Origin of the sequence: Sphingomonas sp., from assembly GCF_032114135.1 — a bacterium.
GTDB lineage: Bacteria > Pseudomonadota > Alphaproteobacteria > Sphingomonadales > Sphingomonadaceae > Sphingomonas.
Genome location: NZ_DAMCTA010000001.1, coordinates 1,008,306 through 1,033,665 on the forward strand (window position 1 = coordinate 1,008,306; position 25,360 = coordinate 1,033,665).

Annotated in this window: 19 protein-coding genes; 2 read left to right on the forward strand and 17 right to left on the reverse strand. The window is 65.5% G+C overall.

Annotated elements, in window-relative coordinates:
- Positions 1-54 precede the first annotated feature (54 nt).
- Together RT655_RS04675 and RT655_RS04680 are read right to left on the reverse strand one after the other, a co-directional pair.
- Positions 55-432 (reverse strand): hypothetical protein, encoded by a 378-nt coding sequence (locus RT655_RS04675; protein WP_313535229.1) that lies wholly within the window; start codon positions 430-432, stop codon positions 55-57.
- Positions 433-498: 66 nt separating this feature from the next.
- Entirely contained in the window at positions 499-2,538 is a 2,040-nt protein-coding gene (locus RT655_RS04680; RefSeq protein ID WP_313535230.1) for an amidohydrolase family protein, read from the reverse strand.
- Positions 2,539-2,970: 432 nt separating this feature from the next.
- Here RT655_RS04680 and RT655_RS04685 point away from each other — a divergent pair, with 432 nt between their 5' ends.
- The gene (locus RT655_RS04685; RefSeq protein ID WP_313535231.1) at positions 2,971-6,105 is read left to right on the forward strand and encodes a TonB-dependent receptor; all 3,135 of its coding nucleotides are present in this window, start codon (positions 2,971-2,973) and stop codon (positions 6,103-6,105) included.
- A gap of 48 nt (positions 6,106-6,153) precedes the next feature.
- Here RT655_RS04685 and RT655_RS04690 read toward each other — a convergent pair whose 3' ends face one another.
- From RT655_RS04690 to RT655_RS04730, 9 genes are all read right to left on the reverse strand, one after another.
- Entirely contained in the window at positions 6,154-6,702 is a 549-nt protein-coding gene (locus RT655_RS04690) for an AidA/PixA family protein (protein WP_313535233.1), read from the reverse strand.
- A 29-nt stretch (positions 6,703-6,731) separates the two neighbouring features.
- Positions 6,732-6,992: a hypothetical protein gene (locus RT655_RS04695; protein WP_313535234.1), complete on the reverse strand. Its 261-nt coding sequence runs from the start codon at positions 6,990-6,992 to the stop codon at positions 6,732-6,734.
- A gap of 211 nt (positions 6,993-7,203) precedes the next feature.
- Positions 7,204-8,241, reverse strand: coding sequence for a LacI family DNA-binding transcriptional regulator (locus RT655_RS04700; RefSeq protein WP_313535235.1), 1,038 nt, complete (start codon positions 8,239-8,241; stop codon positions 7,204-7,206).
- 162 nt (positions 8,242-8,403) lie between these two features.
- A complete protein-coding gene (locus RT655_RS04705) occupies positions 8,404-9,408 on the reverse strand; it encodes a sugar kinase (RefSeq protein WP_313535236.1) in 1,005 nt (334 codons plus the stop codon).
- Entirely contained in the window at positions 9,405-10,175 is a 771-nt protein-coding gene (kduD, locus tag RT655_RS04710) for a 2-dehydro-3-deoxy-D-gluconate 5-dehydrogenase KduD (protein ID WP_313535237.1), read from the reverse strand. Before kduD ends, RT655_RS04705 begins: the two co-directional genes overlap by 4 nt.
- Positions 10,176-10,315: 140 nt before the next feature.
- On the reverse strand, positions 10,316-10,951 hold the full coding sequence (locus tag RT655_RS04715) for an RpiB/LacA/LacB family sugar-phosphate isomerase (protein WP_313535239.1): 636 nt from the start codon (positions 10,949-10,951) through the stop codon (positions 10,316-10,318).
- 114 nt (positions 10,952-11,065) lie between these two features.
- Complete coding sequence (gene uxaC, locus RT655_RS04720; RefSeq protein ID WP_313535240.1) at positions 11,066-12,490, reverse strand: glucuronate isomerase; 1,425 nt, start codon at positions 12,488-12,490, stop codon at positions 11,066-11,068.
- Positions 12,491-12,518: 28 nt separating this feature from the next.
- Positions 12,519-13,808 carry an MFS transporter gene (locus RT655_RS04725; RefSeq protein ID WP_313535241.1) on the reverse strand — a complete coding sequence of 430 codons (1,290 nt, stop codon included), beginning with the start codon at positions 13,806-13,808 and terminating at the stop codon, positions 12,519-12,521.
- Positions 13,809-14,239: 431 nt separating this feature from the next.
- Complete coding sequence (locus RT655_RS04730; protein ID WP_313535243.1) at positions 14,240-15,298, reverse strand: glycosyltransferase; 1,059 nt, start codon at positions 15,296-15,298, stop codon at positions 14,240-14,242.
- A 234-nt stretch (positions 15,299-15,532) separates the two neighbouring features.
- On the opposite strand from RT655_RS04730, the gene RT655_RS04735 reads away from it, so the two are divergent.
- Positions 15,533-17,413 carry a methyl-accepting chemotaxis protein gene (locus RT655_RS04735; RefSeq protein ID WP_313535245.1) on the forward strand — a complete coding sequence of 627 codons (1,881 nt, stop codon included), beginning with the start codon at positions 15,533-15,535 and terminating at the stop codon, positions 17,411-17,413.
- Between the two features lie 72 nt (positions 17,414-17,485).
- On the opposite strand, the gene RT655_RS04740 is transcribed toward RT655_RS04735, so the two are convergent.
- The 6 genes from RT655_RS04740 to RT655_RS04765 form a co-directional block, all read right to left on the reverse strand.
- Positions 17,486-18,055, reverse strand: a complete 570-nt coding sequence (locus RT655_RS04740) for a PEPxxWA-CTERM sorting domain-containing protein (RefSeq protein WP_313535246.1) — start codon at positions 18,053-18,055, stop codon at positions 17,486-17,488.
- 266 nt (positions 18,056-18,321) lie between these two features.
- Complete coding sequence (locus RT655_RS04745; protein ID WP_409530260.1) at positions 18,322-19,347, reverse strand: cupin-like domain-containing protein; 1,026 nt, start codon at positions 19,345-19,347, stop codon at positions 18,322-18,324.
- Between the two features lie 5 nt (positions 19,348-19,352).
- The gene (locus tag RT655_RS04750; protein WP_313535248.1) at positions 19,353-20,072 is read right to left on the reverse strand and encodes a SapC family protein; all 720 of its coding nucleotides are present in this window, start codon (positions 20,070-20,072) and stop codon (positions 19,353-19,355) included.
- 160 nt (positions 20,073-20,232) lie between these two features.
- Complete coding sequence (locus tag RT655_RS04755) at positions 20,233-23,388, reverse strand: TonB-dependent receptor (protein WP_313535249.1); 3,156 nt, start codon at positions 23,386-23,388, stop codon at positions 20,233-20,235.
- Between the two features lie 273 nt (positions 23,389-23,661).
- The gene (locus tag RT655_RS04760) at positions 23,662-24,504 is read right to left on the reverse strand and encodes a CoA ester lyase (protein WP_313535250.1); all 843 of its coding nucleotides are present in this window, start codon (positions 24,502-24,504) and stop codon (positions 23,662-23,664) included.
- A gap of 75 nt (positions 24,505-24,579) precedes the next feature.
- Entirely contained in the window at positions 24,580-25,359 is a 780-nt protein-coding gene (locus RT655_RS04765; RefSeq protein WP_313535251.1) for an SDR family NAD(P)-dependent oxidoreductase, read from the reverse strand.
- Between the last annotated feature and the right edge of the window lies 1 nt (position 25,360).

Here is a 25,360-nt window from a genome sequence, read left to right on the forward strand (position 1 = left end):
AGCGCCGCAGCGGCGGCGAAGACGAAGTTCAGGCGTTCGAGCGCGGGTGGCGCCTCAGCAGCGGGGTGCCGGCGGCGACCGGGCACCGCGCGCACCGCAGCGGACGGGGCGAAGCGCTCTGATCGGCGTGCACGCATGGAGCAGAACGAGGAGAAGGAGGATCGATGCAAGCGCCGGCGCAATGGCGAGCACCGCGCCGCTGCCCGAGGCACCATCGTGCCGCTCGCCGCGGACGCTCTGCCACAGGCCCACACCCGGATCGCCGCGCTTGGCGGCGATCGCCACGCTCGTCGTCGCGGGGTTGAAGGCCGGACCATGCAGCAACGTGTCGGGCGGACCGAGCGGCGCCACGGCACCGAACAGCAGCGCCAGCACGAAGGTCCACACCGCCACCGGCAGCGCGATGCGCCGAGAGATGCCGCAATCGGGCATGGGGGTGGAGGATGGCACCATCCCACGACCAACGCATCGATCGCGCGATGGTGCCGTAACGAAATGTTACTTGGGCATGCCCGTCAGCCCGCTCGCCTTGCGTAGCGCATCGCCGTCGAGGCGATAGCCGTCGAGGAACACAGTCTGGACGTGGCGCAGGTTGCCGATGTCTTTGGAGACATCGCCTTGGACGAGGATGATGTCTGCCGTCTTGCCCGGCGCAATCGCACCCACCCGGTCGTCCATGCCTACCATCCGCGCCGGGACGATCGTCGCGGTCTGCAGCGCCTCGACATTGGTCAGGCCGGCCTGCTGGTAGAGCTCCAGCTCGCGGACCAGTTCCAGGCCATAGCCGTCGGTGCCCGCGACAATCGGCACCCCCGCCTGGTGCAGACGTCCGACCACTTCGACCATCTTGCCGAAGCTCTTGCGGAAATCGGCGCGGGTCAGCCCGGCGAACAGCGGATAGCCGCCGATCTTCCAGCCGCGCGCGACCGCGGGCGGTGCGACATTGACAAAGGCCGCATATTCGGGGGGCACCGTGCTGCCGTCCGAGGTCAGCAGCGGCTCCCACACGGTCAGCGTCGGGTCGATGATCGTCTTGCGCTTGGCGAGTTCGGCATAAAAGGCGCGCAGTTCGGGGGAGTCGAGGTTCAGGTCCTTGCCATACTGCGCCGGCCCCTCCAGCCGCGCAGCGGTGTTGGCCTTGTCGACCACGTCCTGCGGCATCGCCTGCATCAGGATGAAGTTGATATGGGTGACCTCGTCATAGCCCGCGCGCACCGCATCGAGCGGGCGCATATGCGCAGGCACATGGCCATGGACGTGCAGCCCCAGCTTGTGCGCCTCGGCCGCCGCGGGGGCGATCCAGGCCGGGTCCATCGAGGTGTAGAATTTCACCCCCCACATGCCGGCCGCCTTGATCTTGTCGACCGCCGCGACCGCTTCCGCTGCCGAGGAGACGGTCAGCGCGCCCTGCGCCGCCAGCGGATCCTTCTTGTCGATGATCACTGAGACCTTGCCGTCGGGGGCGAGCAGGTCGCCCGCCGCGCGGCGCTTGAAGATGCTCTGCGCATCCTCGATCGACGAGCCGGGGCTGCGATAATTGGTCATGCCGGTGGCGACATTCTGGAGCAGGTTCCAGTCGTCGCCGACATGCTGGTGCGAGTCCCACAGGCCGGGCAGCAGCGTGCGGCCCTTGCCGTCGAGCACCGTTGCGCCCGCCGGCGCCGCGATGCTGCCTGCCGGGCCGACCTTGGCGACCTTGCCGTCGGCGATCAGCACGGCCTGGTCGGGCACGTATTTGCCGGCAACCGAGTCGAACAGCAGCACATGGTCGACGAGCGTCGGCGTGCGGTTCGCGGGCACGAGGAAGCGGTGCGCCACCCCGCGCACCATTTCCGCCGCGGCCTTGTCCTGCACTTCCTTGAGCTTCGGCCCTGCCTCGGCATAGCCCTCGGGCAGCAGCGACATGCCGCCCGCCATGCCGAAGAAACGGTTCTGCGCATCGAGCCACACCGGCGACGGCGAAAAGCCGGTGCCGGTGACATAGGCAAGCTTCACCGTTTTCTTGCCGCTCGGCCCGTCGATCTCCACCGCCTTGCCGATGCTGATACTGGCATGGCCGCTGGGCAGCAGGTCGATCCCCGCCGAACCGGCCGCGACCAGTGCGTTGACGTCGTTCTCGAAGGCCAGCCAGGGGCCGCCATAGCTGCTGTAGCGCGCTTTTCCGAACGGCTTCTCGCCCGAATCGACCGCGGTCTTCCAGTGCGCGACGCCGGCGGCATCGACGGAAAAGATCTCGGTTGCGTCGCCACTGTCGGTGAAGCCGCGTACGGCAAGGTCGATCGGCCGCTGGTCGGGGCCGAGCTTCACCACCTCGTCGGTTTCGGTGATCCAGCCACGCAGCGACATCGACATGCGATAGGCGATCCGCCCGTCGGGCATGGTCCACGACCAGATATCGCCGTGCTTGCCCGCGGTCGAGGTGATGGTGAAATGCCGCGCGCCTGTGGGCGGCGTCATCAGGTCCGCCTTCTGCGTCTGCGCGGCGGCAGGCAGAATGGCGGCGGTGGCGAGCAGAAGCCCGAGGCGAAGTGCGTGCATGTTATCGTCCCTCTCAAGCGTAGCAATGGTCTGGCACGCCATCGCACACGACACAATTCTCCTGCGGCATGAGAGGTGTTGCTGCAAATCCTCGCATGGCGTCAAACCGCATGGCCTGACCAGCGGAGCATTGACGGCCAGACCAAAGCGTGGAAGATAACGCTAACATGACGTTGGCAGCTTAAGCCGACGCGGCCCGGGAAGAGGATGGATGAGCCGATCAACGCATTTGATGCCAGGCGAATGGATCGCAAGCGCGTGCGTTGCAGGCAGCGCCAATCCACCCTGACCCGGCACCTCTGAATTACAGCGCGAACGAACTTCCCCCGCGGCCATGCGTGCGTCCGCGATCGGAGCAGCTCGTCCGCAAACGATCGACACGTTGAAGGAAAGGTCCGGCCGCGCGCCGGACCGCTTCGAGGGGACCTGAACATGACCACTATTTCCCGCAGCTTCCGCCCTGCTCGCGCCGCGCTGCTGTGCGCAACGATCCTCAGCGCCGCCTGCTCCTCCACCGCCTGGGCACAGAGCACGCCTCCCGCGGGTGAGACCGCGTCCGACGCTCCATCCGTCTCACCGCAATCGGGCGAAGCGCCGATCCCGCAGGGCAATGAGCAGGAAATCGTCGTCACCGGCTATCGCTCGTCGCTCGCGAAGGCCGTCAACGCCAAGCGCGACGCCACCGGCTTCACCGACTCGATCTTTGCCGAGGACATCGGCAAGTTCCCGGACACCAACATCGCGGAATCATTTAACCGCATTCCCGGCATCACCATTACCCGCGACGTTACCGGCGAAGGCGTCAACGTCGCGATCCGTGGCCTCGGCTCGAACTTCACCAACGTCACCCTGAACGGCGCACCGATCGCGGTCGCTTCCTCGGGCGGCACCGACGCGCAGGGCACCGATCGATCGGTCGACCTCAGCTTCTTCCCGACCGACCTGTTCACCAAGCTGACCGTGAACAAGAGCTACACCGCCGACCTGCTGGAAGGCGGCGCGGCGGGCAATGTCGATCTGCGCTCGGCCCGTCCGTTCGACCGCGCGGACTCGTTCCTCGCTTACAACATCCAGGGCTCGAACCAGGAGCCGGCCAAGCAGATCGGCGGCCGCGGCTCGCTGATCGGCAGCTGGCACAACGACACGATAGGCATTCTCGCCGGCGTCTCGGCGCAGCGATTGTTCACCCGGACCAAGGGCTTCGAAACGATCGGCTATACCAACCCGGCGCTCACCGCCGCGCAGTGCGGCGCGACCTCGGGCTGCAATACCACGGGCGGCGGCAACTGGACGATCCCGGCGGTCGTGCCGGCGGGCGCCGGTGCGGGCCTGGTCGCGGGTACCGTGATCGACAAGAACTTCCTGCTCGCCAACAACCCCGGCGCCACGATCCAGCAGATCGACAATGGCCTGATCCCGCGCCTCGGCCGTATCTCCGACATTCGCGGCCCGCGCGATCGCATCAACGCGATCCTCAGCGCCGAATATCGGCCGTCGGACACGCTGCATTTCTACATCGACGGCCTGTACGGCTATAAGCACAACGAACTGATCCGCGAAGACATGGCCTGGGTGGGCCGCAACGGCGCCTCCATCCCGACCAATCTCAAGTTCGACAAATCGGACTGCAGCGCGGGCTGCACCGTCACCAGCGGCACCTTCGCCAACACCCAGTTCTTCGACGAATTCCGTCCATATTACGAGACCACCGAGCTGTGGAGCGTCAATCCGGGCGCCGAATGGGAAATCAACGACAAGCTGAAGGCCACGCTGCAGGGCAATTATGCCCGCTCGACCTTCCATCGCGAGAGCCCCACCGTCGGCGGTATGACGCCGCTAGGCCAAGGCGGCACCGTCACCTACACCAACAATGGTGGCATCCCGGACATCAAGAGCAGCATCGACCTCAACAACCCGGCCAATTTCGGCTGGTACACCGGCGCGCGCGTCAACATGCAGGACGAGCGCCGGCTCAACAAGAACAAGGGCGTCCGCGGCGACCTGACCTGGGGCGATCGCGCGCTGAGCCTGAAGGTCGGCGGCGCCTATGACGACACGTCGCGGCGGATCCGCGGCTATGACAACAGCCAAGCCTGGCAGAACGCGGTGTGCGGCAACAACCCCAGCGTCAACCTGCCGAGCCCGAACGGCCAGCCGCCGTGCGAGGGCCTAAACGCACCGGGCGCGGCGCCGGCCGGCTACCCGACCTACCCGGGCTATGGCACCGGCTATACCGCCGGCCAGAGCGGTCCGGTTACCTATGCCGGCTCGCTGATTCCGAACGCCGCCTTCCCGACCTATCTCAAGCCCGGCCCCGCCGGCTTCGTGACGGTCGACTGGGATGCCTTCCGCAAGGCCAGCAACTATGAATATTTCCACGACAATACGCCCGAAAGCGGCGGTTCGAACACCGGTGCCAGCGGCGGCCTGATCCGCGAAGTCGTCAAGTCGGCCTTCGCCACGCTGAATGGCGAGCAGGAAGTCGGCGGCAACATGCTGCGCTTCAATCTCGGCGTACGCTACGTCAACACGATCCAGACGATCCAAGGCCGCGTTTCGGTCGCTGATCCGCGCAACAGCACGGCGGCGGGCACCCAGATCGCGGACGGCAGCCGCTATCCGAACCTCGTCACCATCGTCTCGACCCGCAACAACTACACCAAGTGGCTGCCGGCGGCGACGGTCGCCTATGACGTAAGCTCGCACGCCGTCGTGCGCCTAGCCGCCTCGAAGACGATGACCCGTCCCGATCCCTCGGCCCAGCTGCCGGGCGTGAGCTTCGGCGCGCCCTCGGCCGACCAGGCGACGATCGGCAACCCGGCGCTGCAGCCCTATCTCTCCACCAACATCGATCTGGGCTTCGAATATTATACTGGTCGCGATGGCGTGGTCAGCTTCAACGCGTTTCGCAAGTCCATCCAGGGCTTCACCAACAACGCGAACACGACGGTGCCGTTCTCCGCACTGGCGCAATATGGCATCACCTACGACACGCTGAACCCGACCCAGCAGATCGCGCTCAACTCGCGCGGCGGGCCCACCCAGGCGACGGTGCTGGTCACCAGCCAGGTCAACGTGCCGAACAAGCTGAAGATCAACGGCCTGGAATTCCAGTGGGTCCAGCCGCTCGACTTCCTCACCGAGAAGCTCGGCTTCCGCGGCTTCGGCTTCAACGCCAACGCCACGATCGTCGACCAGACCAGCGACGGCCCCGCCCAGGCATTCGGCGTGGCACCGTTCACCTACAACATCACCGGCTATTATGAGCGGAACGGTGTGATGCTGCGGGTCTCGACCACCTCGCGCGAGGGGTCGCAGAGCAGCGGCAATACGCAGAACGGCATCCCGGCGGCAGCGCTGTTCAACGCGGACTACACCACCTGGGATTTTTCCTCGGCCTTCGATCTCGACAAGATCTTCGGCGTGAAGAAGGCACCCCAGCTGACGATCAACGTGTCCAACTTCACCAACGCGACGCTGCGTTCCTACTTCCAGTTCCCGAACGCGACGTTCACCCAGTACAAGCCCGGACGTCAGTTCCTGGTCGGCCTGCGCGGCAGCTTCTGACGCGGACCATGAGGGCGGCCGTGACTTCGGCCGCCCTTCGTTCTTCCGTTAGCCGAGGACCTGAACCGTCGGGTCCCAGAAATAATAGCCCAGCGTCGAGAGACTGCCGTTGGTCCCCATCTGGACGACCTGGAACCAGACCTGATATCCTTCCGTGCCTGGTGCCAGCACGTTGGATGTCATGAAATACTGATATTGCTGCGTCGGCGTCCATGTCGGGTTGGTCGTGCTCTGCTGCGGCGGCGGCACCGGCTCCGTCGGTTGCGCGGTAAGGCCGACCGGCGTCGTCATCACGGTGTTGCCGGAAAACTGCACGATATTGTAGGGGATGCAGTAGGTCGGCTGGTCCCCGGAGAGGGTGACAGCGTACCAGTTCACCGTATCGCCCACCGTCGCGTTGATGATGAGGTTGGGCGTTGCGTTACCTGCGTTCTGGACCGGAGGCGCAAGATACTGCTGCTCCGTGATCATATAGGCAAAATATGGCGGCGAAGGTGGATGCGCCAAGCCGGTTGGTTGGGTTGGGCTGCTGCTAGGCGAGCCAGCGCTCAGAATTGCTTGCGCATCGAACACCATCACGATGTTGATCTGTGCCATCCTTCTCTCTCCCTTGTTGTGCACCTCAGTCATGTCGCGCACCCATTGTTTTGTTTCGCGATTGATATGCTGACGCGCCCGTGCCGGGCAAATCTATCTTCCTTCAATATGAATGATTGCAGATCAATATTCGACGTTTCTACAGTCGTTGATTGCCACACATGTCCACATTGACTTTGCTCTTCGGCCATTCCCATACCTTGGGAAACGACGTCATTCGGGCGCTTCTCGGCGATTTCGAGATCGGTAGCGTCGCGCTGGGCACGCAGAAAGGCGCGACCATACGCCATGTCGCGACTCGCGGACGGACCCCGGGATATCCATCGAGGCGCCAAGCTTTTCGCTTCATTGTGGTGCTATTTGTTCGATAGCGGGAGCCGCCATCAAAGCGCCCCCCCCCGGGCCGCTGTCCGGAACAATGCTGACAGCGCGAGACGTGCTGCGCCCTGCCTTGCCGGCACGGACGGCTGGCTTCAGTGCATGCGAAAACGTGCGCTTCGGCTATTCGCTGCCGCACCGCGGCGGCGCCACCGACGCGCGATGGATTAGCGTCGAGGGGAAGAGCGACGGCTCCTCCACCCCATGCTCGTCGCCAAAAAAGTCCGCCAGCAGTTTCAGCGCAGCCGATCGCCCCATCGAAACGATCGGCCAGTGCACCGTGGTCAGCGGCGGCCACATATGTGCGGCGATCGCGGTGTCGTCGAAGCCGATGATCGACAGATCTTCCGGAACGCTCATCCCTCGCCGCCGCGCGGCATGGAGCGTCGCTGCGGCCATCTCGTCGTTGCACGAAAAGATTGCAGTGGGTCGCGGGGAAAGATCAAGCAGACGGTCGGCGGCGGCCAGCCCGCTCTCGAACGTGTAGGTCCCCTCGGCGATCAGGCTGCGCGGCAGCTTGATGCCCGCGTCGTTCAGCGCCTGCTCGAAGCCCTTGCGCCGTTCACGCGCCGAGCGGAACCCATGCGGCCCCGCGATCAGCCCGATCCGCCGGTGACCGAGCGTGACCAGATGCTGCACCGCCTCGATCACGACCTCGCAATCGTTCGAGGCCACCATGTGCTCGGACGTGTCTAGCGTCGTCGATCCCATGCGGACATAGCGGGTGCCGAGGCTCTGGCAGAGCTCGGCCAGCATGTCGTTCTCAGAAACCGGGGGCAGGATCAGCACGCCGTACAGCCGCTGCCGCTCGAGAAAGGCGCGCACGTCCGCCAGCATGGTCGACGAACCGCGGTCGATCGGGCGGACGATCAGCTCGAACTCGGTGTCACGGATGGCCTCCAGGATACCCGCCTGGACGTTCATCACCATCTGCGCGTTCGGATTGTCGTGGATCAGGCCGAGCAGGAAATTGTGCCGCAACGCCAGTGCGCGCGCCTGGACATTGGGGATATAGCCGAGATCGGCGATCACCGCCTCCACCTTGGCCCGGGTGTCCTGGTTCAATAACGGCGAGCGATTGATGACCCGGCTGACGGTTTTCTTCGAAACGCCGGCGATACGGGCGACGTCGTTGATGGTGGGCTTGCCCGTCTTCTCCATGGCCCCATGCTATACGGCGGCGGCAACGATTGCGATAGAAGAACGGCACCCGGCACGCCGGTGGACAGGCACCGCCACCTGCCCGGATCGACGCAGGAAGCGGGCGCTGCGCGCTGCGTCGTGCAGGCGCGAAACCACCCGCAGACGTCGCGCGCCGTCCGTTTATCGCCGAACGTCCAGTCCGCCCTCGGCAAAGGCGGCAAGGTCGGAGCGGGTGAATAGGCTCGCGTCGCCCGGTAGCGAGTGCTTGAGCGCGGTCAGTGCAAGTCCCGTCTCGGCCATGGCGCGGGCGTCGCCGCCCTCCAGCAGTCCGTGGAGCACGCCGGCCGCGAAGGCGTCGCCGCCGCCGATCCGGTCGACGATGCCGCTGACGCGCAGTTCGTCGGTCTGGTGCCCGCCGTCACGCGTATCGACGCGCGCGGCGATACGGTGGCAGTCGACGTCATCGACGTGCCGTGCGGTCGAGGCGATCAGTCGTAGCTTGGGGAACGTCGCGAACGCCGCCTCCGCCGCCTCGCGGCGGCGATCGGCGCCGTCGCCCGGGAAATGCTCGCCGAGCAGCAGCGAGATGTCGCGGTGGTTGCCGAACAGCACGTCCGAGTGACGGATCAGCTGGGTGAGAACGCCGCGGGGATCGCTGTCCCAGGCCTCCCACAGCTTGGCGCGGTAATTGCCGTCGAACGACACGGCGATGCCGCGCGCGCTAGCCGCCTCGGCTGCGGCGATGGCGGCTTCGGCGGTGTTTGGCCCCAGCGCGGGTGTTATCCCGGAGAGGTGCAACCGGGTGACGCCGTCGAGCAGCGCGTCCCAGTCCCAGCTGTCGGCAGCGCGCTTGGCGAACACCGAGTTGGCCCGGTCATAGACGATTTCCGACGCCCGCAGTCCCGCGCCGGGGGTAAGGAAATACAGCCCCATCCGCCCGGTCTCGGCGACGACATGGCGGGCATCCACCCCCCGCCGCCGCAATTCACCGACTGCCGCAGCGCCCAGCGGATTGTCCGCCACCGCGCTGATCATCCGCACGGCATGGCCCAGGCAGGCCAGGCCGGTCGCGACATTCGCCTCCGCCCCCGCGATGGCAACGTCGAGCTTGGGCGTCTGCAACAGCAGTTCGCGGCCCGGCGGCGAGAGCCGCAGCATCATTTCCCCGAAAAATGCGAACGTCATCGTGCCAGCCAGCCTCCGTCAACGGCGAGAACATGCCCTTGCACATAGTCCGAGGCACGCGATGCAAGGAAGACCGCAGCGCCGCCCAGATCTTCCGGATCGCCCCAGCGCCCCGCCGGGATGCGCTCGAGGATCTGGCGGTTGCGGGTCTCGTCGGCCTGCAGCGACGAGGTGTTGTTGGTGGCGATATAGCCCGGCGCGATCGCGTTGACGTTCACGCCCTTCCCCGCCCACTCGTTCGCCAGCAACTTTGTGAGCCCCGCGATGCCCGATTTGGATGCGGTGTAGCTCGGCACGCGGATTCCGCCCTGGAAGCTGAGCATCGAGGCAATGTTGATGATCCGTCCGCGCTCCCCCGTCTCGCCGAAGCGGCGGACCATGAACCGGCCGGCAGCCTGACAGAGAAAGAAAACCGACTTCAGGTTGGTATCGACCACCGCGTCCCAATCTTCTTCCGTGAAATCAAGGCTGTCGGCGCGGCGGATGATCCCGGCATTGTTCACCAAAATGTCGATTTTCCCCAGCTTACCCACAGCTTCGTCCACAACCCTGCCCACAGGCTCGATCGTGGACAGGTCGGCGGCGATGATCTCGGCGCGGCGACCGAGGGCGCGGGCCTTGCGCACGGTTTCCTCGGCGGGCGTGCGGCCGACCGCGGCGATGTCCGCACCCGCAGCCGCGAGCGCCAGCGCGATGCCCTGGCCGATGCCGGTGTTCGCGCCGGTGATGACGGCCACCTGGCCGGTGAGATCGAACGGATTGGTCATGCTGGAGTCCCCTTTCCCTTCCCCTCGTCCCCCCTCGCTTGCGGGAGGAGTCTAGAAAGGGCCTCAACCTGTGTAGCCGCACTTCGTCCCCCCACCCCAGCACCTCGGCAAGCGACGGAGGAGGCGAGGGATATCGGCGGTTACGAGAGGCTGCGCAGATAGTCGCTGATCGCCGCGTCCTGCGCATTTGCGTAGAAATAGTCGGCGAACCTTTCGCCGGCGATCGCCGCGCGCAAAAGGTCCTGATCGACATTTTTCAGCACCGTGAGCATGTCGTTGCAGGTCACGCGCTTGAGATCCGACAGGATGCCGCGGTTTTTGCGCATGATCTCGGCCCGCTCCTTGGGGTAGCCGAGCCCCCGCTCGCCCTCGAACAGCTTGCGATATACATCCTCCAGATTGAGTTCCGCCGCCCAGCCAAAGCCCTTGGCATAGGGCATCGAGATGGCGTTGCCATCGTTGATCTGGCCAAACAGAAAGGCATCGGTCGGATCCATCACCAGCCCGCAGAACACGCCCGGCATCGCATTGCAGGCAAGCATCGAACCCATGCCGGTACCGCAGCCGGTCACGACGAAATCGACCGCCCCGGCATTGAGCAGGATGCCCGCGAGCAGGCCGTTCATCACATAGGTGAGCGCGGCGGTGTCTTCGGCCGCGTACATGCCATAATTGAACACCTGATGGCCCAGCGGCTCGGCGACGTTGGTGAGCGCCTGGTGAATGATGCCGTTCTTGGCAGCCTGGCTGTTCTCGGTGATCAGCGCGATCTTCATCGTTCTCGTCCCTTATGTCGTCGATTGACACCGGTTACCACGCCCGTCCTGGCGGTGCCCGCGTTTTTTTTCGCGCCGATCGCGCTTCCGGTCGACGCGTGTCAGATCAGTTGCTTATGCGGACGTATCCAGCCTGTACGCCTTGCGCACCAAGCCGTTGGTCAGCTCGAACGCGAGTTCCGCCGCCTCCCAGTCGAGCAGCCGCCCCTCGGCGACCAGCTGCGCCAGGAAGCCGCAGTCGATCCGCCGCGCGACGTCGTGGCGCGCCGGGATCGAAAGGAAGGCGCGGGTATCGTCGTTGAAGCCGACGGTGTTGTAGAAGCCCGCCGTCTCGGTCACCTGCTCGCGGAAGCGGCGCATGCCTTCGGGGCTGTCATGGAACCACCAGGCCGGGCCCAGCTTGAGGCACGGATAATGGCCGGCCAGCGGCGCCAGCTCGCGCGAATAGACCGTCTCGTCGAGCGTGAAGAGGATGATCGACAGATCGGTCGAGGTGCCGAAGCGATCGAGCAGCGGCTTTAGCCCATGGACATAGTCGGTCGCCATCGGGATGTCAGCGCCCTTATCGCGCCCATGGCTGGCGAACAGGCCGCGATTATGATTGCGGAAGCTGCCCGGGTGGATCTGCATCACCATCCCGTCCTCGACGCTCATCGCCGCCATTTCGGTGAGCATCTGCGCGCGGAACAGCTCGGCATCGGCCGGTGTCCAGTCGCTGCCGAGGATCTTGGCGAACAGCGCAGCGGCCTCGGTCTTGCTGAGGTTCACGGTGCGCGCCGTCGGGTGGCCATGGTCGGTCGCGGTGGCGCCGGCGGCGCGGAAGTCGGCGCGGCGTTTGCGGTGCGCGGCGAGATAGCCGTCCCAGTTGTACACGTCCTCGCCGGTCTTCTCGGCAAACACCTTGAGCGCGCCGTGGAACTGCTCATGCTCGACGTCGATCACCGCGTCGGGGCGATAGGTGGTGACGACGCGGCCCGGCCAGCCCGACGCCTGCACGGCGTGGTGCGTCGACAAATCGTCCTGCGGGCCCTCGGTGGTGGCGAGGAACTCGATGTTGAAGCGATCGAACAGCGCGCGCGGCCGGAAATCGTCGCTCGCCAACTTGGCGTTGATCGTGTCGTAGTAGAAATCGGCCGTCTCGCCATCGAGCGCGACATCGAAGCCGAACACCTCGCCGAACACATGGCCCAGCCACATGGCGGACGGCGTGCCGCGGAACAGGTAGAGATGCTCGGCAAAGGTGCGCCATGCCGCACGGGGATCGGTGCCGGGCATGCCCGCCTTGCTCGGCACGCACAGCGCGTCGAGCGACACGCCCTGCGAATAGAGCATGCGGTAGATGTAGTGGTCGGGCGAGAGCAGCAACTCGGTCGCGTTCGACCAGTTGGCGTTGGTCGAGAACCAGCCCGCATCGGTATGGCCGTGCGGGCTGATGATCGGCAGCTCGGCCACTTCGCGGTAGAGTTCGCGCGCGATTTCACGGGTGCGCCCCTCGGCCGGCAACAGCCGGTCGGGATCGAGCTTGAGCGGCTTGGCCATCGGAGACTCCGGACAGGTCAGAGGAAAATCAGGCGTCCATGTCGACACGGGCGAGGCGCGGCGACAGGAAATGCACGCAGGCGAGCGCGACGAAATAGGCGCTGCCGGCCACCGCGAAGAGCGGCCAGTAGCTGCCGATCCGCGCCAGCACTTCGCCGGCATAGAAGGACATGAGGATGCCGCCCACGGCGCCGACGGTGCCGCCGATGCCGATCACCGAACCCACTGCACCGCGCGGGAACATGTCCGCCGGCAGCGCATAGAGGTTGGCCGAGAAGGCCTGGTGCGCTGCGGTGGCGATGCCGATCACGGCGACCGCCATCCACACGCTGCTCAGCGATTCCGCGAACAGCACCGGCAGCACCGCGAAGGCGCAGACCAGCATCGTCAGCTTGCGCGCGACATTGGCGGTGTAGCCTGCGCGCATCAGCCGCGAGGACAGCCAGCCGCCGGCGACGCTGCCCATGTCCGACACGAGATAGATCGCGGCGAGCGGCAGGCCGAAGGTCTTGAGGTCGAGCTGGTAGCGCTCGAACAGATAGCCCGGCAGCCAGAACAGGAAGAACCACCAGACCGGATCGATGAAGAACTTGCCGAGCGCGTACGCCCAGGTCTCGCGCTTGGCGAGGACCGATCCATAGCCGAGCTTCTGCACCTTGTCGGCGGGGTCCTGCTCGATCCAGGCGAGTTCCCCCTCGGTGACCTTGGGGTGCTCGCGCGGGCTGCGGTACAGCGTCCACCAGGCGATCAGCCAGACGAAGCTGACCACGCCGGTGATGACGAAGGCCGAGCGCCAGCCCCAGGCGATCACCATGTACGGGATGACCAGCGGGGTGAGCACCGCGCCGATGTTCGCGCCGGCATTGAACACGCCGATCGCGAAGGCACGCTCCTTGGCCGGGAACCACTCGGTCACCGCCTTGATGCCCGCGGGGAAGTTGCCGGATTCGCCGATGCCCAGCGCGAAGCGGGCGATGGCGAACTGGGTGATGTTGTGGGCCGCGCCGTGGAAGATGTGCGCCACCTGCCAGACGATGAAGGCAATGGTGTAGCCGACGCGCGCGCCGACCTGGTCGACGATCTTGCCGAACAGGATGTAGCCGACGGCATAGGCGAACTGGAACCAGATGATGACGCCGGCAAAGTCCTGCTCGGTCCAGTGCAGGTCGGCCATCAGCGTGGGCTTGAGCACGCCGATCATCTGGCGATCGATGTAATTGATGATGGTGGCCGCGAACAGCAGCCCGCAAATCACCCAGCGATACCGCCCCACCCGTTCCACGGCGCCGCTTACCGCGGCTTCGCCCTTGCTCGCCATCAACTCTCCAATCCCACTCCGCCGTCCCGGGATCAGGCGATCCCGATCGGGCATTCTATGCGCTGCGCCGTATCGAACCGTGCCTCGACCTTCGCGCCCGACCAAGCCGGATGGACGCCCGTGAGGGCGCCGGTCGGTAGCCATTGGCCTGCCGCCAAGGGCGGCCCCCGGGCCGTGCATTCGAACAGAGAGCCCACCGCCCCGATCGGTCCGTCGAGCAGCGCGCTCGCAGTGCCGGTTCCAGCGACCTCCCCGTCAATCGTTAGCGGCACTGGGGCAGGAAGCAAATCCTTCCTAGAATATATACGGTATTCGATCTGAAGACCAAGTCCATGCCAATGCCGCGCGGCCCGCGCCGAGCGCGTATAGTGGTACCCCGGATCGGATTGACAGTGCTGGCGTATGCGGCACGACGCCAGCGACGGTCAGTCTCAGGCGGCGGTCCGCAGATCACGTTCCAGCGCGGCGTAGCGCTCGGCCTCGTCCATGATGCCCAGCTGCTCGTAGAACATCGCCAGATTGCCGGCCGCGAGATAGCTGCCGCAGCCGATTACCGAACCGTCGAGCAACGGCTGCTCGCCGATTTCCAGGCAGCGCAGCCACGCCCCCTCCACCACCGGGAGCAACTCGTCCAGAGCAAGCTCCGGCGCTTGGCTGGCCCAGGCGAGATACAGATCGGCAACCGCGAAATAGAAGTCCGGCGACGACGGCCAGGCGGACTGCTCGGCATCGACCAGTGCCAGCGCCTCGTGCAACTGCCCCGCTTCCTTCAGCGCGCGTACCGTGGAAAGCACCACCGCGTGGCGGTAGCCCGCCTCGGGCGGTGTGAGACGATAGGCGGTCTGCAGCGGCGCCACCGCCGCCTCGGCCGCACCGCGAACCAGATGCTCGCGCCCGAGCTGGAACCAGAGATACGAATCATCGGGCGCCTCGGCCAGCGCCGTCTCCAGCAACGCGAGGTTACGCCCGTGTTTCGCAGCAAGCTGTGCCTCGGCATAGCCGTCATGCCCCATGCGGAGCGCACACGGCACCGCAGGCAGCAATGCGACCGGCTGCTCGTGGATGCGTCCCGCATAGCGCACCCCGCGCGGCAGGATACGCGGCAGAAAGCGCCGCGCCACGGTGCCGACCACGCCCTCGTTGCGCAGTTCCACGCAGCCGATGAACGTCGCCGGTTTCTGCCGCGCGGGTGGCAGTGCTGCGGAGGCGAGCGCCTCATATCCGCTCTCAAGCCATTCATCGGCGTCGAGCATCAAGTTCCAGTCGGCATCGGAATGCTCGAGCGCGGCGTTGCGGGCGGCAGCAAAATCGTCGCACCACGCAAAATGATGCACGGTCGCGCCGCAGCGCTCGGCAATCGCCACCGTCTCGTCGGTCGAGCCGGTGTCGAGCACGATCATCCGGTCGACATGCGCACGCGCGCTGTCGAGCGCCCGCGCGATCGCGCGCGCCTCGTTCCGGGCGATCATCACCAAAGCAAGTCGTACCACGCGTGCACCTTCCCCGGCGCCGCCACGGCGCCCCGCCCAGCATTATAGGCGATGCGACACGGGACAGAGGCGATGCCGCGCGATCGGCCTCCCGTCATGGCGCGCGCCCGCCGCGGCGCCGGCAGGATATCGCACGTATTTATGGCACCGGTGCACCACGGTAGCGCGCGCCGTTTCTATAATGATGGTCTTGCCACCGGTGCATCCAACGCCGGTGCATTGGGGATTCAAGGGATGAAACAGTTACTCGCGCGCGTGCGCGTGCCCGTCAAAATCCTGGCGGTGATCGCCATGATCAGCGTCGTGACGCTGATCGTCAGCGCGATCAGCGCCAGCAGCCTCAATCGCGCCAATCGCGATTATTCCGAACTCACGCTGGGCAAGCTGCCCGCCACCACCCACACCGCACGTCTGAACCGCCTGATCGAGGCGATGGCCTATGCCGGCTATCGCGCGGTCGCTTATGACGGCAACAGCCCCATGGCGCGCGAGACCGAGGGCGAGGAAAAGGACAGTTACACGCAGGCCAAGGCGCTGCTCGAGCAGATCCAGCAGGAAGATCCGTCCGCCAAGCCGGCGCTCGACGAGGTTCGGGCAAAGCTCGACGGCATGCAGGACAAGACACAGGCCGCCATCCAGCATGGCTTGCGCAACGAAGACGCTGCGGCACTGGCGTTGCTGCGCGCGGTGGATCCGGACGTGCAGGCGATTTCGCACCGCCTGATCAGCTTCAACAACGAACGGATGAAGGCCGCGGCGGAAACGTCGCATACGCTGCAGGACGCCGGTCAGTCGACGGTCTGGACGCTGGTAGTGATCAACGTCATCTCGCTCGTGGTGGCGATGGTCACCGGCTATCTGGTCTCGCGTGTCGGCATCACCGATCCGCTCAACGCGCTGCAGACCACAATGCAGGCGGTTGCCGGCGGGGACCTGCGCCGGGCGGTACCGGGCACCGATCGCGGTGACGAACTGGGTACGATGGCGCGCACCGTGGAGGTTTTCCGCGAGAACGCGATCGGTCTGCAATCCACCCAGCAGGCCAAGGCCGCTGCCGATGCCGAGCAGGCCCGCCTGCTCGAGGCGCTTGACAGTCGGCTCGATGCGCTGTCGCATGGCAACCTCACCGCTACGATCGACGTTGCGGTGGCCCCGGAATTCGAGCCGGTAAAGACCAACTTCAACCGCGCCGTCGCCAATCTCCGCGCGCTGATCGCGCAGGTGCTCGAAAGCGCGACGACGATCCGCACCGGATCGAGCGAGATCGCGACCGCCTCGGAAGATCTGGCAAAGCGCACCGAAGCCAATGCGGCCAGCCTGGAGCAGACCGCCGCGGCGGTCACCCAGATGGACCAGCGGCTCAAGGCCACCGCCCGTGCCGCCGACAGCACCGTGCAGCGCACCAACGGCGCGATCCAGACCGTCAATGACGGCCGCGCGATCACCGACACCGCGGTGCAGGCGATGACCCGTGTCTCCGAAGGCGCCAAGGGCATCGACAGCGTGATCGAGGGTCTGGACAAGATCGCGTTCCAGACCCGCGTTCTCGCGATGAACGCCGCCGTGGAAGCCGGCCGTGCCGGAGAAGCCGGCCGCGGCTTCGCGGTCGTCGCGGATCTCGTCTCGCAGCTGGCGATGCGCTCGGAAGAGGAAGCCAGCCGCGCCCGCGATCAGCTGAGCGCGACACAGAAGGACATCGTCGAGGCGGTGCAAACCGTTCAGCAGGTCGAAGGTGCGCTCGACACCATCTCGAGCGCGACCGCCGAGGTCCATCAGCTGGTCAGCGCGATGGCAAGCGACAACCAGGCCCAGGCCACCGCCATCTCGCAGATCGCCTCGGCGGTGCAGACGATGGACCAGAGCACGCAGCAGAATGCGGCGATGGTCGAGCAGACCTCCGCCGCTGCGCGCAACCTGAACGCCGAGGTCACCAGCCTCAGCGATTCCGCGCATCAGTTCGAAGTAGGCGGCCGGCAGGCTGCACCGGTGCGGACGCCGCCGCCGCCCAGGCAGCATGCATCTCGCAGCAACGCCGGTGGCTATGTCTCGCCGGTGAAGCCCCTCCCCGTCGCCGCGATGGCCACGGCCGACGGAGACGACTGGGCGAGCTTCTGAGCCGCGCAGACCAGCCGAAAGAAAGCGGCCGGGAGAGCGATCTCCCGGCCGTTTCCTTGTGCGCTGTTACGCTCAGGCGGCGGCAAGGCGCGCCGTGTTGCGGGCACGGCGGCGCAGCGACGCGCCGACAAAGCCCACGCCGGCGATCATCAGGCCCCAGCTGGCCGGCTCCGGCACACCGCTCGGGCCGAAGACGGCAACCGGAGTCGCGGTGCCGATGGTCGCGCCAGCGAGGCCGGGGGTGCCCAGCGTCGTCTGGAACGCCGCGGCAGCTTCATTGGTCAGCGTCAGCACCGACCCGGCGCCGAGGTTGAACAGCGAGAGGTTGTCGCCGAGCGTGAAACCATTGGCCGAGGCACTGCCGCGGACCAGGCCGGCGGCGGTGTCGATCTCGAAGTTGCCGATGCTGAGCGTATTGCCGCCCAGCGAGAACTTCAGACCCGAACCGTCATGGTTGATGATCGTCGCGCCGGTCGTGTCATTGCGCGAACCGCCGGTGATAAGGAACGCGGCAACGAGGTCATTGCCGATCTTGAAGGCGCTGGCGGTACCATAAGTGGCGACCTTATAGCCGAGCGAATTAAACGTGCTGGTCGCGGTGATATCGATGGCGGTCGCGCCGCCGATAACGGTCGCAGCCAAGGCCGCGGTAGGGGTAAGCGACAAGCCCGCAACGAGGGCTGCCGCGCTCAAAGCGCCTTTGAACATCCGGAAATCTCCTGAACAAATACGACTCGCCAGGGAACGGCCGCATGGATCATGCCCGCAACATGGCAGCCCCCGAACCGTGCGCGCGCGTGCCGGTTCCGACATCTTGTCGCGGCAAGCCATCAGCTCGGCGGAGAAATTAACCATTTGACGACAAGGCGGCGGATTCCGTCGACAACCTGCGCGGATGCGCATGAATGTCAGCGATTGAGGCGGTGCAGCAACTGCGCGCGCAGCCGCCGGGCGGCCATGGCATCGATCGGTGCCAGCGGCCCGCGCGCCGCTTCGGGGAGGTGCGCAGGGGGTCGCTTCGGATCGCCGAACACATAATAGTCGAACAATGCCTTCCAGGCCTGTTTCTCGGGCTCAGGGCGATCGCGCAGGCTGAGCAGGCCGTGAAGCAGGGTAAGCTGGGGCGTGTCGAGCCACGCCGGGCTGGCGTTCCACCAATAGTTAATCAGCACGTTGAACGGTGCCAGTGCCTCGACATGGTGCCACCACATCGCCGGATAGAAAAGCAGGTCGCCCGCGTCCATTTCCGCCACCTGCGCGGTCGCCATCGCGGCCCGAAAGCCCGGATGCCGCTCAAAATCGGGGGCGGCGAAATCAACCATGCTGACCACTTGCCCACCCGGCGTCGGCTCGAGCGGGCCCGGATAGAGATTGGCAATTTGATCAGGCGGAAACAGCGTGAACCGCCGCCGGCCGACCGCGCATACCGCCAAATTATGCGACATGTCGTAATGGCAGGTCGCGGTGGTGCGGTTGCCGATCCAGATGCTCGCCAGATGCTGGGCGAACATCGGATGATCGAGCACCAGGTCGTTCTCGCCCCGGAAGCCTGGCAGATATTCGTCGAGATCGGTGGAGCCGACATAGACGCTCGGTGCATCCGGATCACCGTTGGTCGAACGCATCGCGTCGAGCAACGGCGTCAACGGCTCACGGCGACCGGTGAAGTTGAGGCCGGTGACGGTCTCGTCATAGAAAAACCGCCCATGGATCTCCGGCGCGCCGGTAAAGGTCACCACCGGGCGACCGGAGTCGAAGCGCTGCAGCAGATCGATTGCGGCACCGGCGGAGGCCCGGCCGGCGCGGACCAACGGCCAGTCGGCGGCAATCCCCTTGAGGATCACCGGCGCCTGCTCCGCCATGAACTGGTCGAACGGGATCGCATCGGGGGCGATGCCCTCCACGACCCGCACCGCGGGCGCCGTTCCCGCCAGAACGTTCACCGCAGCGTACCCGCATTCTTGCGCTCGATCAGCGCACTGATGTTCCCCAGCGAGGCCGCGACAAGATAGGCGAGACCCAATACATTGGCGCGGTGCAGCCGTTCGATCGCATCCGGCGCCAACGCCGCAAGCCGATCGTGCGACAGCATCTGGAAGCCGTCGATCCGGTAGCGCTGCTCGTCATGCAGCGTGACTTCGATGACGTTGGTCTCGAGCAGGCCGGCCTCTTGGAACAGCGCATAAACCGGCGCAGCGGCGCCGATCCCGCCATGGATACGCCCCAGCACGCGCGAGACATGCTCCAGATGGCGGCTGGCGCCGCCCTGCGGCAGGAACAGCAGTTCGCCTTCTGAAGTGCCGACGCGGGCATCATCGAGATCGACATGCACCGTCGGTCCCTCGTCGGGATCAAGGCCATCGCCTGGGATGCCGATCGAAAAGGGACCGCGCTGTTGCAGCGCGGGGACGTAGCGGCTGGTCCAGCGTTCGCCGTCGAAGAACAGATTCCCGTCCGCGTCCAAGCCGGTGAGCGCCACCGCCTGCAGCCCCTCGCCTTCCGTCTCGCGGAACAGGATCGGAAATTCGCGCTGCACGGCCTCGAACTCGGTGGGGAAGATGAGGATCTGGTTGGCGGCATCACCAAATTCCGCGCCGTGGCGGAAGGCGACGCGCAGGTCATGGTGGAGGACATTGTCCAGCGCGACCGGGTTCGTCATTCGAAACACATCCATGTTGCCGGGCATCGCGCCCGGTTCGGCGGAACCATGGCGCAAAGCCGCGGCCCCCTCAACCTCCCGCATTCGCCCGTGAAAGCGGAAAGGGCCGCTGCCCCCGGCAGCGACCCTCCCCTCTCCACACGCGCGGTTGCGCGGTAGCTCAGAACTTGAAGCGCACGCCTGCAAGGAAGCGGCGATCGAGTTCCTGCGCAAACCACAGCTCGCTGATGTCGCGAGCATAGGTCCGCACGCTCGCCTTGGTCAGGTTGATGCCTTCCAGCGACAACGCGACCTGCGGCGTGATCTCGTAGCTCACGTTCATGTCGAGCTGACCGAAGGGCGCGGTGAACTCGGGGTTGCGCGAGCCCTGGCGGTTGATGCCCGACAGATATTTGTCGCGCCAGTTATAGGCGAGACGCGCCGAGATGCCGTTCTTGTCGTAGATCAGCGTGGTGCTGAACGTGTCGCTCAGACCGAGCAGCGCGAACTGGTCCTGGCCCGGATCGGCGCCCAGGTTGAAGCCCACGTCGCCGCGCACCAGCGTATACGCCGCAGCGACACCGAAGCCGGTATTGCCGAGGAAATACTGGCCGGCCAACTCTACGCCGTAGATCTCGGCGTCCTTGTTGTTGATCGGCTGTGTCACCTGGAACTGGTACAGCGGGTCGGCGGCGTTGCCGCGCAGATCGTACTGGTTGTTGATCGCCTTGACGTAATTATCGTCGAGCGCGCGGGTCGAGTTGTTGTAGTTCGCCTGGAACTCGGTGGTTGCCGCCGCGACCGAACCGCGGTTGGCGATCAGCGAGGACATCACGAACAGGTTTACGTCGCTGATATCCGCACCCAGCCCGTTGAGCGCTGCCTTCGCCTGGCCCGACCGGCTGCCCGCCGCACCCGAGCTCGGATCGCGCAGGCCGAACAGCGGAGAGGTGAACTGGCCGTTGCCGACGAAGTTGTGCACCCGCTTGTCGAAGAAGGCGACCGAGACATAGCTGTCCGGCTTGAAATACCATTCCAGCGAGGCGTCGAAATTGTCCGAGATCAGCGGCGACAGCGCAGCGTTGCCCACAGACGCGCTGGGGATGCCGCCATTGTTGGTCGGACGCGGCGGACCACCCACCGTCGTTGCGGTAAACAGGTTGTTGTAGTTCGGTCGCGAAATCGTCTTGCTGTACGACAGGCGGGCGAGCAGGTTCCGCTGCAGTTCGACCTGGAAGTCGACCTGCGGCAGGATGTTGTCATAGGAGTGAGATTCGTCGAACTGGCTGGTGTTGGCGAGCGAGACCACCACCGTGAAGTCGTTATCAGATACCCAGTCCACTGCCGACGGGATAGCCACCTGCGAGATCGAGCGCGACTTGGTGTGCTCGTAGCGGATGCCGGCGACCAGGCGCGCCGGCGCGCTGCCGACCTCGCCCTTCCAGGTCAGCTGGCCATAGGCGGCCCAGATGTCTTCCTTGACCCGGTTGTTGTTGTTGCCGGTGATGCCGATCGAATTGCCACGGCCGGCATAATAGGAGGACAGGATCGGATAGAGCTTTGCAGCATCGCCGCGGAAAGCCACCTTCGAATCCGCATCCGAGCCCGGATCATATTTGTCGAACTTGCACTCGAGGCAGAACGACTGGACCAGGCCGGGCGCCAGCCGCTGGACGTCGCCCGGATTGGCGATGCCCCAGTCGCCCAGCGTCTGCTGGGTGCTGACGAAGGTCTGGCGCATGTCGGTCTTGCGATAGTTCGCACCGAATTCGAACTTGCTGTCGCCGCCGAGATCCCAGCCGAAATCGGCACGCGCCTCGCGGACCAGCTGCTCCTGGGTCGACTTGTTGGTGCGGCCGATCTGGCTGCCGAACGAGTTGAGATCGAGCGGCACCGACCCCAGCGTGATGTCCTGCTTCGGAATACCCGCGCCGCTATAGTCGACCGAGTGGGCGGCAACCACGTTGGCGCCCATGCCGACCAGCGTGGAGCTGACGCCGTTGGGATTGTCCGGCAGGCTCGACGACTTGGAGATGTGCCCGTCGAGGCGCAGATTCAGGTTGCTGGCAAGCTGCCAGTCGGCGTTGAGACCGAAGTCGGTGAGACGATTCTTCTGCGCGCGCGACTGCGCTTCGAAGCCCTCGTCCTTGAAGCCGTTGATCGTCTCGTGGAGATAGTTGGCGGTGGCGACCGTGGTGTTGCCGTCGAAATGCACTTCGTCGAAGGGACGGCTGAACCAGTTGGACAGGTCCGAGCGGGTCTCGCGCTGGCGGTTCTGCGCATAGAGTGCGTCGGCGGTCAGCGTCAGCGCGTCGGTCGGCTTGAACTGCACCACGGCCTGGCCGTTGATGCGCTCGCGGCTGCCCTCGGCATAGTGATAGCGGCTGTCGTTGGGGATCGCGACCAGCTGGTTGGCATTGCTGGGTACGCCCTTGACGATCGTGCAGTTCGCGCTGAGCGTCGTCTGGCTGGCCGGGCACACCGTGTTGTTGCGGGTGAAGCCACCGGTGACGAAGCTGCTGTACGGAACGATGTTCCAGTCGTTCGAGGTCGCCGCGATCGAGGTGAAGTTACGCTTCTGATAGCTGCCGAACAGCTCGACGCCGAAGCGCTGGTCCGCGTCGCTCCAGCCGACCACACCCGAAAATTCCGGGGTAACCTTGGCGCCGCAATCGAGGCAGCCATCGACGCTGGTGTCGTACACCGCCTTGGCGCCGACGCTGCCGTTGAAGCCGGGCTTGCTGCCGCTGTCGAGCGGGCGGCGGGTGACGACGTTGATCGTCGCGCCGATGCCACCCGACGGCACCGCAGCGCGGCCGGTCTTGTACACTTCGAGCGTGCGGACGCCTTCCGTCGCGAGGTTCGAGAAGTCGAACGAGCGGGTGGTGCCCTGCGCGCCATCGGCGTTCTGGTCGCCGCCGACCACCGAGATCGCGGCGGAGGCGAGCTGGCGGCCGTTCAGCGTGACGAGGTTGTACTGCGGACCGAAGCCGCGGACTGTGACCTGCGAGCCTTCACCGTTCGTACGGTTGATCGACACGCCCGGAATACGCTGCAGCGATTCCGCAAGGTTGGTATCCGGGAACTTGCCGATGTCTTCCGCCGAGATCGCGTCGACGATACCCGGTGCTTCCCGCTTGATCGCGATCGACCGCTCCAGCGAGGCGCGAATACCGGTGACGACGATTTCTTCGCCCTGCCCGCCTTCTTGTGGCGCTGCAGCGTTGGCAACGTTGTCGGCCTGCGCATGTGCAATCGTTGGCAATACCATGCAAGCAGCCACTGCCACCATGGAAGCCGAGCGCGACCACATAGTCGAACGCGATACGCTTTTCATGTCCCCTCCTCTGCCGACGTTGATCGTCGGAAACCGTTTTTGTTGCGAACGCCCCGATGCTTTCGCAACGACGGTATCGCTACCATCGGTCACAACATTGTCAACGTTGGAAACACAAAGTTGTCGGACAGGTTTGATTTTGTGCGGTGGTGTGTTTTCGAGGTTACAGGATGTAATTAGCTTTCATTAGTGCAACACGTTTGCAAAGGCTATTGCACCGCACCAATCTGTTGGACTGAAACGGGTTACATCGGCGTTGGTACGAGGGGCAGGTTATTCCGCGCGCGCTAACAAGCGTCGTGCCTGTTCGAGATGGGGGCGGTCGATCATCCGTCCGTTCAGCCGCATCGCCCCGGCGTCGGGATGGGCGAGGAACGCCTGGACGATTTCCTCGGCCGCGGCGATCTCCGCCGCACTGGGGGTGAAACCGGCATGGATGGCTTCGATCTGCGCCGGGTGGATCGCCATCATGCCGGTAAACCCGTCGCGACGCCCCCGCGCGACATAGGCCGATAGCCCGTCGATATCGGCAATGTCGGGATAGACGGTCTCGATCGCCGCGACGCCCGCGGCATGGGCAGCGAACAGCGCCAGCGATCGTACCATCGCGAAGGGCGCGGTGTAGCCGCCGTCTTCCTCCCGCGCGCTGGCCGCGCCGATCGCCGCCGGCAGGTCCTCCGCCCCCCAAGTGAGCCCGGCAAGATGCGCCGCGACCTCGCCATAGCTTCCGAGGTGGAATAGCGCGGCAGGCGTTTCGGTGGCGATGGGGAGGATCGGCGGGCATGCGGCCCCGGCCTGGGCGACCAGCGCCACCAGGGTACGGATCGCGGCGGCGCCATCGGCCTTGGGGAGCACCAGCCCCGCGGGACGGCATGTCGCGACGGCGGCGAGATCGTCTGCGATCGCGGGGGTGCCGAGCGGATTGACGCGAACGAAGCAGCGTGTGTCGGGCATGTCGCCCAGCCATTCGGCGATGGCGTCGCGGGCGAAGTCCTTGCGCTCGGCCAGTACCGAATCCTCGAGATCGAGGATCAGCGCATCGGCCCCGCTCACCGCCGCCTTGGCAAAGCGCTCCGGCCGATCGCCGGGCACGAACAATAGCGACCTAAGACGCATGGCATCCCTCTCCCGATTTGAGCGGGATGCCATGGCATCATCGGGGCCGGGCTGGCAACTGCCCGGCCTACTTCCTCATTCGCCGCTGCCGGGCTCGGCGATCTTGCGATGCTGCTCGGCAGTCACCGATTGCGGCAGCACGCCGGCACCCGCGACCTGCAGCTTGTTGGACAGGCCGGAGACGATATTGTCCGTCCCCTTCATGAGAGCGGTCCAACCATCTTTGGCGACATCGGCGGGATCGGACTTGCTCTCGCTCTGGCCGACCTTGGTGTCCATCATGCCGGCGCGCTCGAAGAACTCGGTCTCGACCGGCCCCGGCAGCAAGGTGGTGATGGTGATGCCCTTCACCTCCTTGAGCTCGTTGCGGATCGCCGCCGCGAAATTGTCCACGAACGCCTTGGAGCCGTTATACACCGCCTGGAAGCTGCCCGGGATCCAGCCCGCGATCGAGCCTGTAATCAGCACCTTGCCCTCGCCCGCATCGCGCATCTGGCGGAGCACTTTCTGCAGCAGATAGGCGGTGCCGGTAATGTTGGTGTCGATCACATGTCGCCACTCGGCGACGTCCTGATCGAGGAAGCCGCCGCCCAGGCCGTGGCCGGCATTGGCGCAGAGCAGGTCGACCCGCCGGCCGCCGGCCGCCGACAGCAGCCGGTCGACGCCTTCGATGGTCGACAGGTCGGTCTCGACCGACTGCACGTCGACGCCCTCGCCCTTCAGCGCGGCCGCAGCATCGACCAGCGGGGTGTCCGCCACCACCAGCAAGTCATAGCCGTCGCGCGCCGCGAGCCGCGCCAGTTCCAGGCCGATGCCGCTCGAGGCACCGGTCACGATTGCAAATTTGTCTGCCATT